General features: G+C 59.6%; 17 protein-coding genes. 11 read left to right on the forward strand and 6 right to left on the reverse strand.

Features of this window, described 5'->3' with window-relative positions; all coding sequences use genetic code 11:
* Positions 1-24: 24 nt before the first annotated feature.
* The 4 genes from CFBP5499_RS20630 to glyA all read right to left on the reverse strand — a co-directional run bounded on the left by CFBP5499_RS20630 (position 25) and on the right by glyA (position 4,597).
* Entirely contained in the window at positions 25-1,347 is a 1,323-nt protein-coding gene (locus CFBP5499_RS20630) for a D-serine ammonia-lyase (protein WP_080828812.1), read from the reverse strand.
* A 71-nt stretch (positions 1,348-1,418) separates the two neighbouring features.
* The gene (purU, locus tag CFBP5499_RS20635; protein WP_080828810.1) at positions 1,419-2,315 is read right to left on the reverse strand and encodes a formyltetrahydrofolate deformylase; all 897 of its coding nucleotides are present in this window, start codon (positions 2,313-2,315) and stop codon (positions 1,419-1,421) included.
* A 20-nt stretch (positions 2,316-2,335) separates the two neighbouring features.
* Positions 2,336-3,229, reverse strand: coding sequence for a bifunctional methylenetetrahydrofolate dehydrogenase/methenyltetrahydrofolate cyclohydrolase FolD (gene folD / locus CFBP5499_RS20640; RefSeq protein ID WP_080828807.1), 894 nt, complete (start codon positions 3,227-3,229; stop codon positions 2,336-2,338).
* A gap of 90 nt (positions 3,230-3,319) precedes the next feature.
* A complete protein-coding gene (gene glyA / locus CFBP5499_RS20645; protein ID WP_080828804.1) occupies positions 3,320-4,597 on the reverse strand; it encodes a serine hydroxymethyltransferase in 1,278 nt (425 codons plus the stop codon).
* Between the two features lie 126 nt (positions 4,598-4,723).
* Here glyA and CFBP5499_RS20650 point away from each other — a divergent pair, with 126 nt between their 5' ends.
* The 5 genes from CFBP5499_RS20650 to CFBP5499_RS20670 all read left to right on the forward strand — a co-directional run bounded on the left by CFBP5499_RS20650 (position 4,724) and on the right by CFBP5499_RS20670 (position 10,156).
* The gene (locus CFBP5499_RS20650; protein ID WP_080828799.1) at positions 4,724-5,656 is read left to right on the forward strand and encodes a LysR family transcriptional regulator; all 933 of its coding nucleotides are present in this window, start codon (positions 4,724-4,726) and stop codon (positions 5,654-5,656) included.
* Positions 5,657-5,940: 284 nt separating this feature from the next.
* Positions 5,941-6,972, forward strand: coding sequence for a transporter substrate-binding domain-containing protein (locus CFBP5499_RS20655; protein ID WP_080828795.1), 1,032 nt, complete (start codon positions 5,941-5,943; stop codon positions 6,970-6,972).
* Positions 6,973-7,039: 67 nt separating this feature from the next.
* Positions 7,040-8,245, forward strand: coding sequence for an ABC transporter permease subunit (locus tag CFBP5499_RS20660; RefSeq protein WP_080830163.1), 1,206 nt, complete (start codon positions 7,040-7,042; stop codon positions 8,243-8,245).
* Positions 8,242-9,372: an amino acid ABC transporter permease gene (locus tag CFBP5499_RS20665; protein ID WP_080828792.1), complete on the forward strand. Its 1,131-nt coding sequence runs from the start codon at positions 8,242-8,244 to the stop codon at positions 9,370-9,372. The genes CFBP5499_RS20660 and CFBP5499_RS20665 overlap by 4 nt, the downstream gene beginning before the upstream one ends.
* Before the next feature lie 25 nt (positions 9,373-9,397).
* On the forward strand, positions 9,398-10,156 hold the full coding sequence (locus CFBP5499_RS20670; RefSeq protein ID WP_080828787.1) for an amino acid ABC transporter ATP-binding protein: 759 nt from the start codon (positions 9,398-9,400) through the stop codon (positions 10,154-10,156).
* Between the two features lie 219 nt (positions 10,157-10,375).
* On the opposite strand, the gene CFBP5499_RS20680 is transcribed toward CFBP5499_RS20670, so the two are convergent.
* Positions 10,376-10,567 carry a hypothetical protein gene (locus tag CFBP5499_RS20680; RefSeq protein WP_080828784.1) on the reverse strand — a complete coding sequence of 64 codons (192 nt, stop codon included), beginning with the start codon at positions 10,565-10,567 and terminating at the stop codon, positions 10,376-10,378.
* Positions 10,568-10,866: 299 nt separating this feature from the next.
* On the opposite strand from CFBP5499_RS20680, the gene CFBP5499_RS20685 reads away from it, so the two are divergent.
* The 6 genes from CFBP5499_RS20685 to CFBP5499_RS20710 are packed head-to-tail and all read left to right on the forward strand — an operon-like array spanning position 10,867 to position 16,729.
* Positions 10,867-12,057, forward strand: a complete 1,191-nt coding sequence (locus CFBP5499_RS20685) for an ABC transporter substrate-binding protein (protein WP_080828781.1) — start codon at positions 10,867-10,869, stop codon at positions 12,055-12,057.
* A gap of 21 nt (positions 12,058-12,078) precedes the next feature.
* Positions 12,079-12,951: a branched-chain amino acid ABC transporter permease gene (locus tag CFBP5499_RS20690; protein WP_080828778.1), complete on the forward strand. Its 873-nt coding sequence runs from the start codon at positions 12,079-12,081 to the stop codon at positions 12,949-12,951.
* A gap of 42 nt (positions 12,952-12,993) precedes the next feature.
* Entirely contained in the window at positions 12,994-13,980 is a 987-nt protein-coding gene (locus tag CFBP5499_RS20695) for a branched-chain amino acid ABC transporter permease (RefSeq protein ID WP_080828777.1), read from the forward strand.
* Complete coding sequence (locus CFBP5499_RS20700) at positions 13,977-14,750, forward strand: ABC transporter ATP-binding protein (RefSeq protein ID WP_035217348.1); 774 nt, start codon at positions 13,977-13,979, stop codon at positions 14,748-14,750. The genes CFBP5499_RS20695 and CFBP5499_RS20700 overlap by 4 nt, the downstream gene beginning before the upstream one ends.
* The gene (locus CFBP5499_RS20705; protein ID WP_080828768.1) at positions 14,740-15,483 is read left to right on the forward strand and encodes an ABC transporter ATP-binding protein; all 744 of its coding nucleotides are present in this window, start codon (positions 14,740-14,742) and stop codon (positions 15,481-15,483) included. The genes CFBP5499_RS20700 and CFBP5499_RS20705 overlap by 11 nt, the downstream gene beginning before the upstream one ends.
* Before the next feature lie 37 nt (positions 15,484-15,520).
* Complete coding sequence (locus CFBP5499_RS20710) at positions 15,521-16,729, forward strand: aspartate transaminase (RefSeq protein WP_080828765.1); 1,209 nt, start codon at positions 15,521-15,523, stop codon at positions 16,727-16,729.
* Between the two features lie 169 nt (positions 16,730-16,898).
* Here CFBP5499_RS20710 and CFBP5499_RS20715 read toward each other — a convergent pair whose 3' ends face one another.
* Complete coding sequence (locus tag CFBP5499_RS20715; RefSeq protein WP_080825684.1) at positions 16,899-17,828, reverse strand: IS110 family transposase; 930 nt, start codon at positions 17,826-17,828, stop codon at positions 16,899-16,901.
* Positions 17,829-18,034: the final 206 nt, after the last annotated feature.

Genomic DNA, 18,034 nt, shown 5'->3' on the forward strand with positions numbered 1-18,034 from the left:
TCGATGGTCCCAGCTTATTGCTGGTCATTTGATTGATTGAGCTGTGTGGAGAAAAGCTTGGTATTGTTCCTCCGGAACAAATGAGCCGCCGGTTGTCCAGATGACATGCGTTGCCCGCGCGAGATGATTGCTGATTTGCCAGGTGTCGCAGAACTCCTTTCCCTGTGGATGCCTGAGGATAAAGCCGGGACCTCCAAAACCCGCTGCCGCCGACGGCTCGAGGCGGAGCCTCTGATTTTCGTGGGCGCTTAGAAGCCAGCGGAACAGGGAGGGGTCGTCGGCGGTAAACACGCCGGCCAACATGTGGCGCATGACGGTGGCGACGAAGCCGGACATGCGGGCGACCGCCATGCCGTCGGCTTCCGTCTTGTTCGTCAGGCCGACGTCATAGACGGAAACGAGGTCTTCGGCTTCGCTCATGAGATGAACCAGCGCGCAAGGCGATTGAACCGGCTCCACGAAGAAGCAGTGCACATTGTCCGCAAAGACCTTCTTTGCGCCATAGGCGACGCCACCCGGTGCGCCGCCAATGCCGCAGGGCAGGTAGAGGAACAACGGATGTTCGGCATCGACCGCGATGCCCTGGGCCTTGAGTTGGTCGGCAAGTTCCAGAGCGGCGACGCTGTAGCCGAGGAAAAGATGCCTGGATTGTTCGTCGTCGACGAAATAGATACTCGGGTCGCTTTCGGCGGCGATGCGGGCGTTTTCGACCGCGGTTGTGTAGTCGGCCTCGTGCTGAACGACCTCGACACCAAGTCGCGTCAGCCGGTCCACTTTCCACGACTTTGCGTCGGAGGACATGTGCACCGTCGCGTTGAAACCGAGCGCACGCGATGCGATACCCACGCTGAGTCCGAGATTTCCGGTGCTCCCGACCGCGATGGTATGGCGGGAGAACAAGGCTTTCGCGTCTGCTTTTGCAAGATCGCGAATGTCCTGTCCCTCTTGCAGCAGGCCTTCCCGCTTTGCCAGTTGCTCGGCAAAAATGAAGACCTCGTAGACACCGCCGCGCGCCTTGATCGAGCCGGCGACGGGAAGGGCGCTATCCGCTTTGATCAGGATGTTGCCGAATTCAGGGCCGTCATAGCCGAGCGCACCACGCATGCCTTCAAGCGGTATAAGATCGGAACAGATTTTACCTGCGGTGGCATTCAACTCCGGAAAGCAGACTTCAAGCAGTGGAGCCAGTCGCCGCCAGTTCTCATGCGCCTCGTCCACATCCGAAGGTCGAACGGGAAGTGACATATCCTCGATTGCGTTCTTGACGTATCGGGGATTTGTCCAGAGCGTTGGGCGGGCCGCGAGCACGTCCGCGCGGGCGGGATTGTCGGGGAGTGGGATTACCATTTTGTGATCCTGCTAAAAGAGGGCGCGCCGCTCTGCTTGCTCGATATTCTGGCGAGATTCAACATAGGTGTTCAACCCATCCGTTCTGACACGAACGAGCCCGGTGATGGCGGGAAGACGATGGTCTTGTTGCCGTTGATGAACACGCGGCCGTGGATATGTGCATGGATGGCGCGCGCAAGCACCTGGCTCTCCACGTCTCGGCCGAGGCTGACATAGTCGTCGGCGCTCTGGGCGTGCGTGACGCGAACGGTGTCCTGCTCGATGATCGGGCCCTCGTCGAGGTCGGCGGTGACGTAGTGCGAGGTCGCGCCAATCAGCTTCACGCCGCGCTCGAAGGCCTGCTTGTAGGGGTTCGCACCCTTGAACGACGGCAGGAATGAGTGGTGGATGTTGATGATCCGCCCCGACATCGTCCGGCACATCTCGTCGGAGAGAACCTGCATGTAGCGGGCAAGGACGATGAGTTCGGCACCCGTCTCCTTCACGATGCGCATCTGCTCGGCTTCGGCTTCCGGCTTGTTCTCCTTGGTCACCTTGATGTGGTGGAAAGGGATGTCGTGGTTCACGACGACCTTCTGATAGTCGAAATGATTGGAGATGACGCCGACGATATCGATCGGCAGCGCGCCGATCTTCCAGCGGTAGAGCAGGTCGTTGAGGCAGTGACCGAAACGCGAGACCATGAGGATGACCTTGCGTTTGGTCGTCTCGTCAAAAAACTCGGTTTCCGCCTGATAGGTCGCAGCGATCTCGGCGAAGCCGCCGCGCAATTCTTCCAGTGTGCGGCCGTCCTCGGACTGGAAGCTGACGCGCATGAAGTAACGGCCGGTGGTTTTGTCGTCGAACTGGGCGCTATCAGATATGTTGCAGCCGTTGGCGGACAGATAGGTCGCGATAGCGGCGGTCACGCCGCGTATGGAGGGGCAGGCGACGCGCAGGGCATAGCGGTTGGAAAGAGCGGACATTGGCGATCCTTTCGGGCCGATCAGTCGATCGAAATGGAATGCTGGCGGCAGAAGGCCGTGAGCGTATTGGAAAGCAAGCAGGCGATGGTCATGGGGCCGACGCCACCCGGAACCGGCGTGATGGCACCGGCATGGCGGGCTTCCTCGAAGGCAACGTCGCCGACGATGCGCGACTTGCCATCGATTTCCACGCGGTTGATGCCAACGTCGATAACCACGGCTCCCGGCTTGATCCAGTCACCGCGCACGAGGCCCGGCCTGCCGACGGCGACGACGAGGATATCGGCCGCGCGGCAAAGCTCCGGCGTATTTCCGGTGCGTGAATGGGCGATGGTCACCGTGCAGTTCTCCGAAAGCAGCAATTGTGCCATCGGCTTGCCGACGATGTTGGACTTGCCGATGACGACGGCGTGGAGGCCGGACAGGTCATCGCCGATCTGGTCCTTCAGCAGCATGAGGCAACCGAGCGGCGTGCACGGCACCAGCGCCGGCTGGCCGATGGAAAGCAGGCCGGCATTGGAGATGTGGAAGCCGTCGACGTCCTTGTCGGGGTTGATACCCTGGATAACGGCATTGGTGTCGAGATGGGCGGGCAGGGGCAATTGTACGAGGATGCCGTGCACGACGGGATCAACATTGAGCTGGCCGATCAGCGCCACGAGTTCATCTTGTGTCGTTTCGGCCGCAAGCTCGTACTTGAAGGAGTTCATCCCGGCCGCCACCGTCTGGCGGTGTTTCGAGCCGACATAGACCGCACTGGCCGGATCGGCGCCGACGAGCACCACGGCAAGGCCGGGTACAGCGCCGGCCGCATCCTTGAGCCTTGCTACCCTAGCCGTAATGTCGTCCAGCAGGCTGCCAGCGAATTTCTTGCCATCGATGATCCTGTCGGCGGCAATCCTGTCCATTCCCATGACGTTTCCTTTCCTATCGTCCAAGATCATCAGGCTGGCGGCCGGAATGAGCGCCGTATCACGCGGCACTCATCCACCGCACGAAAGGCCCTAGTGTGCGTAGACCGGGAAGGCGGCCGTCAGTTCGGCGACCTTCGCCTTTGCGGCCGCAACGACGTCGTCGGCCTTGCCGGCCGCTTCCGCCTCGATGAGATCGGCAATGGTATTGCCAAGGAGCTTGAATTCTTCCTCCTTCAGGCCGCGGGTCGTTGCCGCTGATGTGCCGAGGCGCATTCCGACCCATTCCGCGGGGCGAGGGCTGTCGCCGGGAATCGGGTTCTTGTTCGATGTGATGTTGGCGCGCGCCAGCACGTCTTCGACCTGCTTGCCGTTAAGTCCCTTGCTGGACAGGTCGAGCAGCACGATATGCGTATCGGTGCCGCCCGAGACGATGCGGATGCCGCGATCGGCCAGCGTTTCAGCCAGCACCCTGGCATTCGCCTTCACTTGGTGCGCATAGGTCTTGAAATCATCGCGCAATGCTTCGCCGAGGCATATCGCTTTGGCCGCGAGTACATTGCTGTGCAGCGAGCCCTGCACACCGGGGAAGACGGCGGCCTGCAGCTTCTTGAACCATTCCTCATTATTGGTGAGGATGAGGCCACCGCGCGGGCCGCGAAGCGTCTTCGTGGTCGTGCAGGTGACGATATCCGCATGCGGGAAGGGCGAGGGGTGCGCGCCGCCCGCGACCAGCCCGGCGATATGCGCCATGTCAACCATGAAGTAAGCGCCGACCTTCTTGGCGATCTTCGCCATGCGCTCGAAGTCCAGTTCGCGCGGATAGGCAGAGCCGCCGGTAATCAGAAGCTTCGGGCGGACCTCTTCTGCGATACGCTCCATCTCGTCATAGTCGATGACTTCGTTCTGCGAATTTACGGTGTAATTATGTGCCTCGAACCAGCGACCCGAGAGGTTGCCCTTCATGCCATGCGACAGATGGCCGCCAGCGGCGAGATCGAGCGACAGGACCTTTTCGCCCGGCTTCATCAGGAGGAAGAAGACGGCGAGGTTCGCTTGGGTGCCGGAATGCGGCTGGACATTGGCATAGGCGCAGCCGAAGAGTTCCTTGGCCCGGTCGATTGCCGCCTGCTCGACGACGTCGACGAACTGGCCGCCGCCATGGAAACGGTTGCCCGGATAACCTTCAAGTGTCTTGTTCGTCATTTCGTGGCCGAGCGCATCGAGAACCGCGCGGCTGACGATATTTTCCGAAGCGATCAACTCGATCTGGTTCTGCTGGCGGGCACGTTCATTGTCGAGCGCCTGGGCGATGAGCGGATCACGCTGATGTACGGGTATATTGAAATGGGTATCGTTTTGTTGGGTCATGACCTGTCTCCGCGGAATGATGCCTGGAGAAAGGCTAGTCAGGACATCGATGCAGAAAAAGTTAATAATATTTGCACATACGTTCTGATTTGCTAATCATTCATTTTCGAGAACGAGGAGGAAAGAGTGGACCTTGCCCGCTTGCGCGCGCTGCGCGAACTGTCGATCCGCAAGACCATGGCAGCGGTTGCCGACGCGCTTTACGTCTCGCCGTCCGCGGTCTCGCAGCAAATCGCGCTTCTCGAACAGGAGGTCGGCATCAGCCTTATCGAACGGCGCGGTCGCGGCGTCGAGTTGACGCCGGCCGGCAAGCAGCTTGTCGAGCGTGCAGAACGGATTCTGATCGAGCTGGAATCGGCGCGGGCCGATATTGCGGAGCTGAAGAAGGTCATTGCTGGCGAACTGCGGGTGGCGGCGTTTCCGTCGATAGCGGCGGCTGTCGTGGCAGGCGCAATCCACGAACTACATCGGGTCCATCCGCGCCTCACGGTTCAGTTCGATGAAATGGAGCCTGCAGAAAGCCTGGCGGCGCTTCGCAGCTGGCAGACGGATATCGCAATCATCGACGACCTTAACGTTCCCACGGGTGCCATCGATCCAAACATCGAGACGATCCCTCTGATGGAGGACGTCTTCAACGTCATGGTCTCACAAACTCACGCGCTGGCTGAACAGCCGACCGTCAAGCTGCACCAGCTGCGCGATGAGCGCTGGGCACTCGATACCGCCTCCTCCACCTATAACCGCATGATTACCGATGCGTGCCAGGAGGCCGGCTTCACACCGAATATCGTCGCTCGCTGCAAGGGCTTTGAAGTGACAATCGCTCTCATCCGTGAGGGATATGGAATATCAATCCTGCCCGGCCTGCGGGCGAGTTATGACCTTGAGGATGTCTGGGTATGCAGGCTCGAACCGGAAATCCGACGCAAGATCTCACTGGCTTTCCGCAGAGGGGAGAAGCGCAGCCCGGCAGTACAGGCGTTTATCGAAGAGGTGAATGCCAGGATCGAAACCCACTACCATTTCCCGACCGTGACTGGCGGCAAACAAGATTGACCAGACGCCGCCACGCCTGAAGGTAGACGAGCAATTCAACAGATTTCCTAAATAGTAGCTACAGGAAAATTAAGTAGACCTGAACATACCGCGTTTCTATCGTTCCCCTGTCGATTGATATGGGTTCGCAACGGCTACCGGAAGCGAGCTTAGGCCAATGGCGGGAACATTAGTGACAGAACGGCAAAAGCCGCTGTTGCCCTATCGCCCAAATCAGCTCTCGGCATGAGAACCGGGCCCTGTATCAGCATGCAGGGCGCTCGCGATATTCACAGGGGAACGCAATGAAACTGAACAAGCTTGTCACGGCCGGCGTATTTGCCGGTCTCGCCCTTACCGCAGGTCAGGCATCTGCCTCCGTCCTCGACACCGTCAAACAGCGCGGGACGCTGAATTGCGGCACGGACAACACCGCGCCCGGGTTCGGTTACCTCAACACCACGACGGGCCGTATGGAAGGCCTCGACGTCGACTTCTGCCGCGCTGTTGCCGCTGCCGTCCTCGGCGATGCCTCGAAGGTCAAGTTCGTCACCGTTACGGATAAGAGCCGCTTCGACGCGGTACTCACCAACCAGGTCGATGTCGTCTTTGCGCATACTACCATCAAGCCGGCGCGCGAATCCTCGATCGCCATCGACTTCCTGCCTGTGAATTTCTACGACGGCACGGGCGTCATGGTGAAGACGGACTCCGGCGTGCATGAATTTGCCGATCTTGACGGCGCGACCTTCTGCACGACGCAGGGCTCCGTGACCGAAACGGTTCTCACCAGCGCCTTCAAGGCGCGGAGCTGGACAGGCTCCAAGGTTCTCACCTACGAAAACCTAGAAAAACTCTTTGCCGCTCTCAATTCCGGCCGCTGCAACGCGATGAGCACCGACAAGTCTGCGCTCGCCGCCTGGGCAGGCAATTCTCCGAAGCCCTCCGACTTCCATATCCTCCCCGATACGCTCGACAAATCGCCCTTTGGAGGTTTCGTCGCGGCCAACGATTCCAAGTGGCGCAATGCGCTGCGCTGGGTCACCTACGGCCTGTTCCAGGCTGAAGAATCCGAGATCACCCAGGCCAATCTCGATGAGAAGGTGAAGAGCGAGGACCCCTTCGTTCAGAAATTCCTCGGCGTCGGTGGCGGTTACGGCAACGACTTCGGCCTTTCCGATGATTTCGTCATGCAGGCGATCAAGGCTGTCGGCAATTATGGCGAGGTCTATGAGCGTAATCTTGGCCCGAACACGAAGATGTTCCTCGACCGCAAGGGCACGCCCAATGCGCTCTGGACACAGGGCGGCGCGATCTATTCTCCGCTTTGGAACTGATCCACTCCATTGAATGCCGGGGCGGCGCTCTTCGCCCCGGCTTCTCGTAGCCGACCGGGACTCCGACATGACTAGTGATCTAACGACCAATGCAACGGTCGATGGCGAACGGCTGCTCTTGCGCCGCCGGCGCAATCGAATGAGGTATCACGCCACGCAACTGGCCATCATTGCAGTTGCGGCCGCCCTGGTCGTGCTTTTCGCCCTCGCCGTCAAGGAGGGACTGGCACGGCACGGCATCCGGTTCAGCTTTTCGTTCCTCTGGGATGCAGCCGGTTTCGACATCAGCGAGGGCAAGACCCTCCTTCTTGGAGGGGACACCTGGCCAAGGCTTGGCAGCTTCACATCCAGCCTTTCGATTGCACAGGCTTTCGTCACAGGTATCGTGAACACCATCAAGGTTGCCGTTCTCGGCATTCTCCTCAGCACCGTGCTCGGAACGTTGCTGGGCGTCGGTCGGCTCTCGACCAACTGGGTCGTGCGCAATCTGTCGTTCTGGTGTGTCGAACTTGTCCGCAATACCCCGCTCCTCATCCAGATCGTCTTCTGGTACTTCGCCGTCGTTCTCCACTTTCCGCCGATTGCCTCGGCCGCGAAGTTCTATGGGGTGGTGATCAGCCAGCAGGGCCTCTATTTCCCCATGCCTGTCTGGCAGGGAGACGATTCGATGCTTGGCATCGGCGTCGCGACTGCGTTCTGTGTTGCGCTCCTGGGGCTGATTTTTGATCGCCACAAGACGGCTCGCTGGATCTGCGCCGGCGTGATCGTCGTGCTCTGCATTGTGATGTTCGCGACCGGCCTCGTTGGCCTCGATGTTCCCGTCGTCTCGAAATTCCAGGCGCGCGGTGGTACGAGCATGAGCCCCGAAATGGCGGCTCTCCTTCTCGCCATCATTTTTAACAGCGCATCCTACATTGCAGAGATCGTGCGGGGCGCCATCGATGCTCTGCCGAAGGGGCAGTGGGAGGCCGCCGCCGCCGTGGGGCTGAGCCACCGCGACACCGTCCGCGACATCATTCTTCCGCAGGTTTTCCGCGTCGTCCTGCCGTCCTTCGGCAATCAGTACATCAGCCTTGCGAAGAACACGGCCCTGGGCATCGCCATCGGTTATCCCGATCTCTTCAATATCTACGGAACCATCGCGAACCAGACGGGTCACAGCCTGGAGGGTATCGTCATCGTCATGGTGTCCTATCTGATCCTCAGTTGGGTCATCAGTGCGGCGGTGAGCTGGGCTGATCGGCGCCTGACCAAGCGCGGAGCCCTGCGATGATTGCCAAACCCCTGAAATGGTCGCGGCACAACCTGTTCGCAAAGCCGTTCGATGTACTGCTGTCCGTCATCGTCATTCCGGGCGTGCTATGGCTTACCTATGAGGCGGTTGCGTGGGCACTGACGACGGCGCGATGGGACATCATCCCGGCAAGCCTTCGCGTTCTGATGATCGGTATCTTCCCGGTCGATCAGGCCTGGCGGACATGGATTGCCATCGTCATCATCGCGGGTCTTGTCGGGTCGGCGCTCGGATGTGTCTTCACCTTCAGGGTGCGACACGCGGGCTTCCTCGTTGCCGTGCTTGCGCTTTTGATTGTCGCTACCGGCATCACCGATGTGACGAACCTGACGTTCCTCGCGGCGACGGTCGCACTCTTTGCATGCGGCTGGGTGCTGACCTCCCGGATTCCACTTTTGCGAAAAGGGCTGGTGCCGGTGACCTTCATCGGCCTCATCGCCGTCTTCGCGGTGATGTCGCCGCCCGGCGCCGGTGTTTGGGGCGGCCTGCTTTTGAGCATCCTGCTCACTGTCGTCACGGCGATCCTCTCACTGCCCATCGGTATCCTGCTTGCCTTCGGCCGGCGCAGCCGCTTCTCGAGCGTCCGCTGGATCTGCACGGCCTATATCGAGGTAATGCGCTCGGTGCCGCTGATCATGGTCGTCTATTGGATATGGATTCTCATGCCGGTGATGACGCCGCAGTTGAACCTGGCGGATGTGGTGCGCGGCATGATCGGCTTCACGATCTTCTACTCCGCCTACGTCGCCGAATATGTGCGCAGCGGACTGCAGGCCGTGGCGCGCGGCCAGACCGAAGCGGCGCGCTCGCTCGGCATGAGCGAGTTCGATATCAACAGGTCGATCGTCCTGCCGCAGGCGATCCGCGTGGTCGTGCCGCCGCTGGTCGGCAACGTACTCGATATCTTCAACACCGCACCGCTTGTCTTCATCATCGGCCTTACCGATTTCCTGCGCGCAGGCCAGATGATTCTCGCCAATCCGGAATATGGCGACCGGACCTACGAGGTCTATTCCTTCCTTTTCCTCACCTATTTCCTCGTCGGCTCCATGATTACCTTCGTCGCCCGCAAGCTCGAAGCGCATCTGGCACGCGGCAGCCGCTGATCGACGCAATTCAGGAGCAGCTTTCATGAGCTCAATCGTTGAAATGAAAAACCTCAACAAGTTCTACGGGGCGCACCATGTCCTGAAAGGCATCGATCTCACCGTCGCCCGCGGCGAGGTCGTCGTCGTGATCGGGGCGAGCGGCTCCGGCAAATCCACGTTGATCCGCTGCGTCAACGGGCTGGAAATGTATCAGGACGGCAGTCTCGTGGTCGACGGGTTTCAAATGCCCGTCGAGGAGGACCGGCGTCTCGGCGGAGAGAAGGAACTTGCCGCGATCCGTAAAGGTGTCGGCATGGTGTTCCAGCAGTTTAACCTGTTCCCGCACAAGACAGTCACCGAGAACATCACGATCGCCCCGATGCGCGTTCGCGGAAAATCAAAGGATGAGGCCGAGGCGACGGCGATGAAATTGCTGGATCGTGTCGGCCTCAAGGCGCACGCGCATAAATATCCCGGCCAGCTCTCCGGTGGCCAGCAGCAGCGCGTGGCGATTGCCCGATCTCTGGCGATGGAACCTCACCTGATGCTGTTTGACGAGCCCACCTCCGCCCTCGATCCGGAAATGATCGGCGAGGTTCTGGATGTCATGCGTGAGCTTGCTGCCGACGGGATGACGATGATGATCGTGACACATGAAATGGGTTTCGCCCGCGAGGTGGCGGACCGGATCGTCTACATTGACCAGGGCACTATTCTGGAAGTCGGAAAGCCGGACGCGTTCTTCGACGATCCACAGAACGAGCGGGCCCGCTCCTTCCTCGCGCGTGTCCTTAAGCACTAGCTGCCTAGCCGGAGAGGCCATGAACGTGAATGGGCGAGTTTACGACAGTAAACTGGATGGAGACTATGGCGCATGTGTCCGTCTCTCCTTAATGCCGGGCCTCCTCTCGGTCTGATGCCCAGCGGCCTTGCAGCACGCCTCGGGACAGCCGGTCGGGGAGAATGGCGATGGCGACGATGGCCAGTCCGGCTCTTAGGCCCGGCCCCATTTCCATTCGCGTCAATCCGCGCGTGACCTCGGCGCCCAGTCCGCCCGCACCGACAAGGCCGGCAAGAACAGCACGACAACGCCGTCCTTCATGATGGCGATGCGGTCGCCATCATGAAGGACGGCTTCCTCGACGTCGTGGTGATGGAAATGGCGGGGAGGCTTGATCGCACTGATGAGAGGATGAAGTTCGGGACCGGGCAAGCACCACGCCGACGGCAAATTCCGTCAGTTGCCGTGTGATCCGCCTGTCTCTTGCGATATTCGCCGGAGGTAAAGTCGCGCTCGCATGCAAAGAGGAAAACAGCGCTTGGAATGGAGAAACGGCTGGCGGCATAAGGAAACGCTATAGCGGCAGAAAGGACTTATGTTGGCCAAACGTCCAGGGATGAACCTACTCTGCCTGAAAGATTAGCATGACGTTAATCGACAAGAACCGCAAAAGCGGCAAAAGCTCGCCCGGCTAAAAGCCGGAACAGATAAATCCGAAAAGGAGTGGGAACATGAAAAACGGAATTACTCGCAGACTTCTACTGGTTTCCGCAGCGGTCGCTCCGATCCTGAGCCTGTCGCCGGCGCTCTCGGTCTCCGCTTATGCGGCCGACACGATCCGGCTTGGCCTTGTCGCCCCGATGAGCGGCCCCAATGCGCGCTACGGCGCTTTTTCCATGCATGGCGCTGAACTCGCGGTAAAGGACATCAATGCGGCCGGCGGCATCAACGGTCAGCAGATCGAACTTTTCAATGCCGACAGCCAGGGCACGCCGGTTGAAGGTGTTTCGGCCACCCGCCGCCTGATCGATCAGGACGAGGTGGATTTCGTTATCGGCGATGTTTCCAGCTCCGTGACGCTTGCCATGCAGCCTGTCGCTGAAGATGCGGAGGTTCTGCTTCTGAACGCCGCTTCCTCCAACCCGAAGATCACCTATCAGGCGGGCGTCGGCGGTTTCAAATGGACCTTCCGCAATTATCCGACGGATGAGAACCGGGCGCTCGTGGTGGCGAAATACGCTGCCGAACAGCGTGGTTTCACCAAATTCGCCGTCCTGTCGGTCGATAGCGATTATGGCCGTTCCGCCATCACCTTCACGAAAAAATACCTGCCCGACTTCAAGGGCGAGATCCTCAGTGAAGATTATTACAAGGAAGGCGAGGTCGACTTCCGCAGCGTGTTGGCCAAGATCCGCGATAACGGCGCGCAGGCGATCATCATGTACGGCCTGGCTGACACCACGCCCATCGTTGCCCGCCAGATGCTGGAACTCGGACTTGCCGGCAAGATCGTACTGATCGGCAATGGTGAATTCAACACCGAAAAGACCATCACATCCGCGCCGAAGGCGATGGAAGGGGCGGTCGAAGCCGCCGCCTGGCTGCCGCAATTCGATAGTCCGGCCAGCAAGGCCTTCGTCGAGAAATTCACCGCCACTTACAAGGAAGCGCCGAACAACCACGCCTATGTGCATTGGGATACCGTCAACCTGCTCGCCCAGGCGATCAAGGAGGCCGGAAGCGCTGATCGCAATGCCGTCCGCGAAGCTCTCTCGAAGATCAAGTATAAGAGCCCGGTCGGTGAAGTGACCTTCGACGATCATAATCAGGCTCGTCTTCCGATGATTCTTCTCCAGATCGAGAACGGCAAGCCCAGCATCAAGGGCGCTTATACGGCGGAAATCCAGTATCCTGCGAACTGATGGACCGGGAGGGGTACAGCCATGTTCTCGACAATTCTCGAGCAAGTCGTAAACGGGATCGTCACCGGTTCCGTCTACGCGATCGTCGCCGTCGGCATGACCATGATTTTCGGGGTGCTGAGAGCCATCAACTTCGCTCATGGCGAATATTACATGCTCGGAACCTTCGGGGCGTGGTTCGCCATCGATTATCTCGGCCTTTCCTATGAAGCCTCGATCGTCGTCGGCGTTCTTTCCACCGTGGTGGTGGCCTATGTGGTCGGTCAGCTCGTGATGCGCAGAATGGTGGGGGCGCCGGCGGAGTCCGGCGTTCTCGCCACCCTCGGCATCGCGCTGATCCTGCAGAATACGGTGATTTTTGTCTTCGGCGGCGGCTACAAGTTCTTCGCCGGCGGTTATATTGAGCCGATTTCCATCTTCGGTTTCACGCTGGCCCAGCAGCGCATCATCATTCTTGCCGTGTGTCTCATCGTCTTCGTCGGCCTTGAACTGATGGTGACCTATAGCCGTCTCGGCATGGCGATGCGGGCCGTCTCGCAGAATGTGGAATGCTGCGGCGTCGTCGGCATCGATGTGTCGCAGGTGGTGTTGCGCACCTTCATCCTCGGAGCCGTGCTCGCGGCACTTTCCGGCGTTCTCACGGCCCCGGTCAATGTCAGCGTCTATGGCGGCATGGGGGAACTCATCACTTTCAAGACTCTGCCGATCATCATCATGGGCGGTCTTGGAAATGTGCGGGGAACCTTCTTCGCGGCCATGATCCTCGGCATCGCCGAAAGCCTCGTCGCCACCTATGTCGGTCTGCAATTCCGCGACACTGTTGGCTTCGCAACGCTGATCCTGATGCTGATGTGGCGTCCGCACGGCCTGTTTTCGACGCAGGCGCGCTTTTAGAATCCGCGCCAGCCGAATTTTCTCGAATTTTGAGGACTCGACATGTCTCTCACAGACACCGTTCCCCAGGCACGCCGCCGTGATCTGCGCATTCCGCTCGCCGCCGTCCTGATCGTGGTGGCATTGGCCGCACCTTTCATCGGCACGCGCTACGTCACGCACTCTCTCATTATCGCCCTCATCTTCATGCTGCCGGCGCACGGGCTCAACCTGCTCGTCGGTTATACCGGTCTGCTGTCTCTGGCGCAGGCGGCGTTCTTCGGCATCGGAGCCTATACGGCGGGCCTTCTGGCGGTGCACTACGATACGCCGTTCTACGTGAACCTCATTGCCTCCGGCCTCGTTACCGGTGCGATCGCCCTGCCGCTCGGCATTCCGGCGCTGCGTCTTCGTTCAACGTCTTTCGTCATGTGTACGCTCGGTTTCGTCATCATCGGCCAGGCGATCGCCAAGAACTGGATTTCGCTGACCCGTGGCGATATGGGCCTGTCCGGCATCCCGAAACCCTATTTCGAACTTGGTCCGCTTTCCTTCACCATTAGCGGAACCACCAATTTCTATTATCTGGCGCTCGCCATCTGTGTTCTGGGAACGCTCGCCGCATGGGCAATCGTTCGGTCGCCCGCGGGTCGCAACATGGTCGCCATCCGTGAGAACGAGACGCTGGCGGAATCTCTCGGTGTGCCGACATGGCGCTACAAGCTGATCGTCTTCATGCTGAGCGCCGTCTTCGCAGGGGTAGGGGGCTGCCTTTATGCCCATTACCTCACAGTTGTCAGCCCGCTGACCTTCCAGATGTATTATTCAACGACGATGCTGATCATCGTGCTCGGCGGCGGCGCGGGCATGATTTCGGGAACCGTGTTCGGCAGCCTGCTCTTCGTCGGGTTGACCGAGGCGCTACGCGTCGCGCCGGAGGTGCGGATGATCGCTTACGGCTTCTGCCTTCTCGTCCTCGTCTTCTGGTTCAAAAAGGGTTTCGCTCCCTTGATCAATCGCTTCTGGAACGCGATCGGAGGTTCGAAATGACGGCACACCTTCCCATCCTGGAGATCAAGAACCTCAGCAAGTCCTATGGCGCGGTGAAAGCGGTCAACGATGTCAGCATGCATATCAATCGTGGTGAGATCGCCGGGCTGATCGGCCCGAACGGCTCCGGCAAGTCCACCTTCTTCGATTGCAGCACCGGGCTTGCCCGGCCGGATACCGGCAAGGTAATCCTCGACGGGCAGGACATCACCGGCTGGTCGCTCAACCGCATTGCCCGCGAAGGCCGCATGCTGCGGTCGTTCCAGAAAACGGTCACCTTCAAGGCACTCGATGTTGAGGAGAACCTTGTCATCGCGGGCCAGATGTTCACCTTTCCCTCGCTGTTGTCGACATTCGGTCTCGGCGGCATGTCGCGCCGCCGGGTGGCAGGGCTGAGGGAGCGGGCGCGCGAGTTGATCAAGATGGCGGGGCTGTGGGACGTTCGCCATCAGCCCGCCGGCAACCTTTCCGGTGGCCAGCAGAAACTCATTCAGTTCGCTTCCATGCTGATGCCGGAACCGAAGCTCATTCTGCTCGATGAGCCGATGGCGGGCATCAATCCGAAGATCATCGAGCGGGTGGTGGAGACGATCCAATATGCGAACAAATCGCTCGGCGTGAGTTTCCTCGTCATCGAACATAATATCGATGTCGTCACCAGCATCTGCCAGCGTGTCGTCGTTCTCGATCAGGGAACGAAACTGGTCGAGGGACTGCCGCATGACATCATCAAGGACCAGCGTGTGAGGGAGGCCTATCTTGGCGGCTGACAGCAATCTTTCCATCAAGGGCCTGCGCGCGGGATACGGCAATCTCGATATTCTGAACGGTGTCGATCTCGATGTGCCCGCCGGGCAATTCGTGGCCCTCATGGGGCCGAACGGCGCGGGCAAATCCACCCTGCTCAAGACGCTCTACGGCATGACGACCATCAAGGAAGGCGGCATCGACTGGCGCGGCAAGAACATCGCCGGATTGTCATCGCGCGCCATTCTGGGCGAGGGGATATCCTTCGTGCCGCAGGGCCGCTGCAATTTCCCGGTCATGACGGTGGATGAAAACCTGCAAATGGCCGCCTATACCATCCGTGACGCCAAGGTGAAGGCGGACCGGGACTATGTCTACGACCTTTTCCCGATCCTGAAGACGCGGCGCTCGACGCTCGCGGGCAATATGTCGGGTGGCGAGCAGCAGCTGCTGGAAGTGGCGATGGCGGTTCTGCAGCGGCCGAAAGTGCTTCTGGTGGACGAGCCCTCCGTTGGCCTGTCGCCGGCAGCAATCGGCATCGTGTTCGATGAACTCCTGCGCCTGCATGCAAACGGCATGACCATCCTGCTGGTCGAGCAGAACACCAAAAAGGCGATGGAGGTGGCGCAGCGCGCGGTCATCCTCCGCCTCGGCAAGGTGATCTGGGATGGGACGCCGGCGGAGATCACCCATGACGAACTTGGCGAACTGTTCCTGACCGGAAAGATGCGCGGCGAACTCGAAGCCGCGCACTGACAAGCTTAAAGCATTACGATCCAGACGAGGAAAGACCATGAGCACCTTCGTGCCAGCATCACGTGTGTCGAGAATAAAGGTATCGCCTAGCACGGCCGCAGCGGCCCGCGCCCGCGAACTGAAGGCGGCCGGGCGGGATATCGCCGACCTGACGGTGGGCGAGCCGGATTTCGATACGCCGGAAGCCGTCAAGGCCGCAGCCCATGCCGCCATCGACCGGGGTGAGACCAAATATACTTCGGTCAACGGCACGCCGGCGCTTCGCAAGGCGATCATCGACGACTTTCAAAAGCGTGTCGGCATCACCTATGGCGATAATGAAATCTGCGTCGGTGGTGGCGCCAAGCAGATCCTGTTTCTGGCGCTGATGGCAAGCGTGGAGAATGGTGCGGAAGTCATCATCCCGGCTCCCTACTGGGTGTCTTATCCCGATATGGTCATCGCCAATGACGGCACACCCATCATCGTCGCATGCCCGGAGGAAACGGGGTTCAAACTGACTGCCGAGGCGCTTGAAGCTGCGATTACCCCAAAGACGATGTGGCTGATCCTCAACGCGCCTTCAAATCCGACGGGTGCGGCCTACAGCGAGGCGGAACTGAAGGCGCTTGGCGCGGTGCTGCTCCGCCATCCCCACGTCATGGTGCTATCAGACGATATCTACGATCAGGTCTGGTTCAAGAATGACCCGATGAAGACCCTCGTTGCCGTCGTTCCGGAGTTGAAGGATCGGGTGCTGCTGACCAACGGCGTTTCCAAGTCCTATGCCATGACGGGATGGCGGATCGGATATGGGGCAGGGCCGGCCGCACTCATTGCCGCCATCAACAAATTGCAGTCGCAGATGTCATCCTGCCCTTCCTCCGTCAGCCAGGCCGCTGCCGCCCACGCGCTTGCCGGCGACCAGACATTCGTGACGGAAAGTGTTGGGGTCTACAAAAAGCGGCGCGACTACGCCTGTGCGCGTCTCAACGCGATACCTGGCCTCTCCTGCATGGTCCCGGACGGGGCCTTCTACCTCTATCCGAGCTGCGCCGGCGTGATCGGCAAGAAGACGGTGGATGGCAAGCTGATCGAAAACGATCTCGACTTTGTCCTCTATCTGCTCGACAGCGTCGGCGTTGCCGCCCTTCAGGGTGCGGCCTATGGGCTTTCGCCCTATTTCCGCATTTCCTTCGCCACGTCAATGGAGGTGCTGGAGGATGCCTGCAACCGTATCGAGCGTGCGGTGGAAGCGCTAAGATAGGGCAAATCGCACCCGTAAACAGGCTCGCCTTTACAACGGTTCGTGACGCTTTCTACCTCCCGTCATTCCGGCCTTGAGCCGGAATCTAGCCAGCCCAAGTCCTTGGGCTGAAAAGGCTCATCTCGCCGCGCAGACGCGTCGGCTGGCAACTGTATTGGTGAATATTGTTTCAGGCTGTTTTGAAGGTGGTTTTATCCCTAAGAATTGCGTTTGCGATGACGAGCAATTTGCGGGCGATGGCGATGATCATGATCTTGAATGGTTTGCCTCTGGCCTGCATGGTTTGAATGAGGCATGCGAAGGACGACTTTAATCGATAGGCCACCAGTGCGGCCATGTAGAGGGCGTCACGCACACGTTTTCGTCCACCGCGGATATGACGCTGGCCGCGATGGATGCCGCTATCGGCATTGAAGGGAGCAAGTCCTGCAAGAGCTGCCATGCTACCAGGAGAGCTGTCACCCAGTTCCGGCATGTGAGCCATCAGAGTAAATGCCGTGACCTGGCCGATGCCGGGAATGGAGCGAAGTCTTTCGCTTTGTTCACTCAGCATCGCATTCTCGCGGACATGGGACTGGCACTCTTTTTCGACCACTGCAATCTCCCTATTGAGCCAGCCGAGGTGGCGCTCGATGCTGTCGCGCTCCGATGGATCTGCGGTATGAAGACGTACACGTTCCTGCTGGCGCATGGCCACGAGCTGGTCACGGCGCGTATGCAGGCTTTCCAGCCGCTGTCTGGCCGGATCGGATACCGGCGTCACGGCTGGCGAAAGCGCCTCGCCCATACGCGCCAGCAGTCGTGCATCGATGCTATCGGTTTTGGCAAGCTGGCCGGTGGCTCTTGCAAAATTGCGGGCCTTGGCTGGATTGACCCGGCAATAGGGTCGTTGCCACCTTTCCAATGCCGTGCACAGGAGCCGGTCGTAGCGTCCGGTTGCTTCCAGAATGACGCGCGCCTCACGTCCCTCAAGGGTGGAGAGCCATTCGTCGATGGCAACGGCGGTGTTGGGTATGCGGATGTGCTTTTGGGTTATGGTATCGAAAAGATCGAGATGTGCCTTTGAGACATCGCATCCGATGTAAACAGGGTGTATCATGGCAAGCCTCATCCTGTGCTACGAGGTCCGCGCCAACGGCCTCAATCAACTGTTCAGGCTGGGATCAATAAAGGTGGGCGGAGGTCCAAAAGCCAGCAGGCGGTCTCAAACGACCAGGATTCCGACGGCCTTCCGCCCACTCTCCTTATATCACAAAGCCAATACACAGGATTCCGGCTCAAGGCCGGAATGACGGAGGTGGGAAT

The organism is Agrobacterium tumefaciens (genome assembly GCF_005221325.1).
Taxonomy (GTDB): domain Bacteria; phylum Pseudomonadota; class Alphaproteobacteria; order Rhizobiales; family Rhizobiaceae; genus Agrobacterium.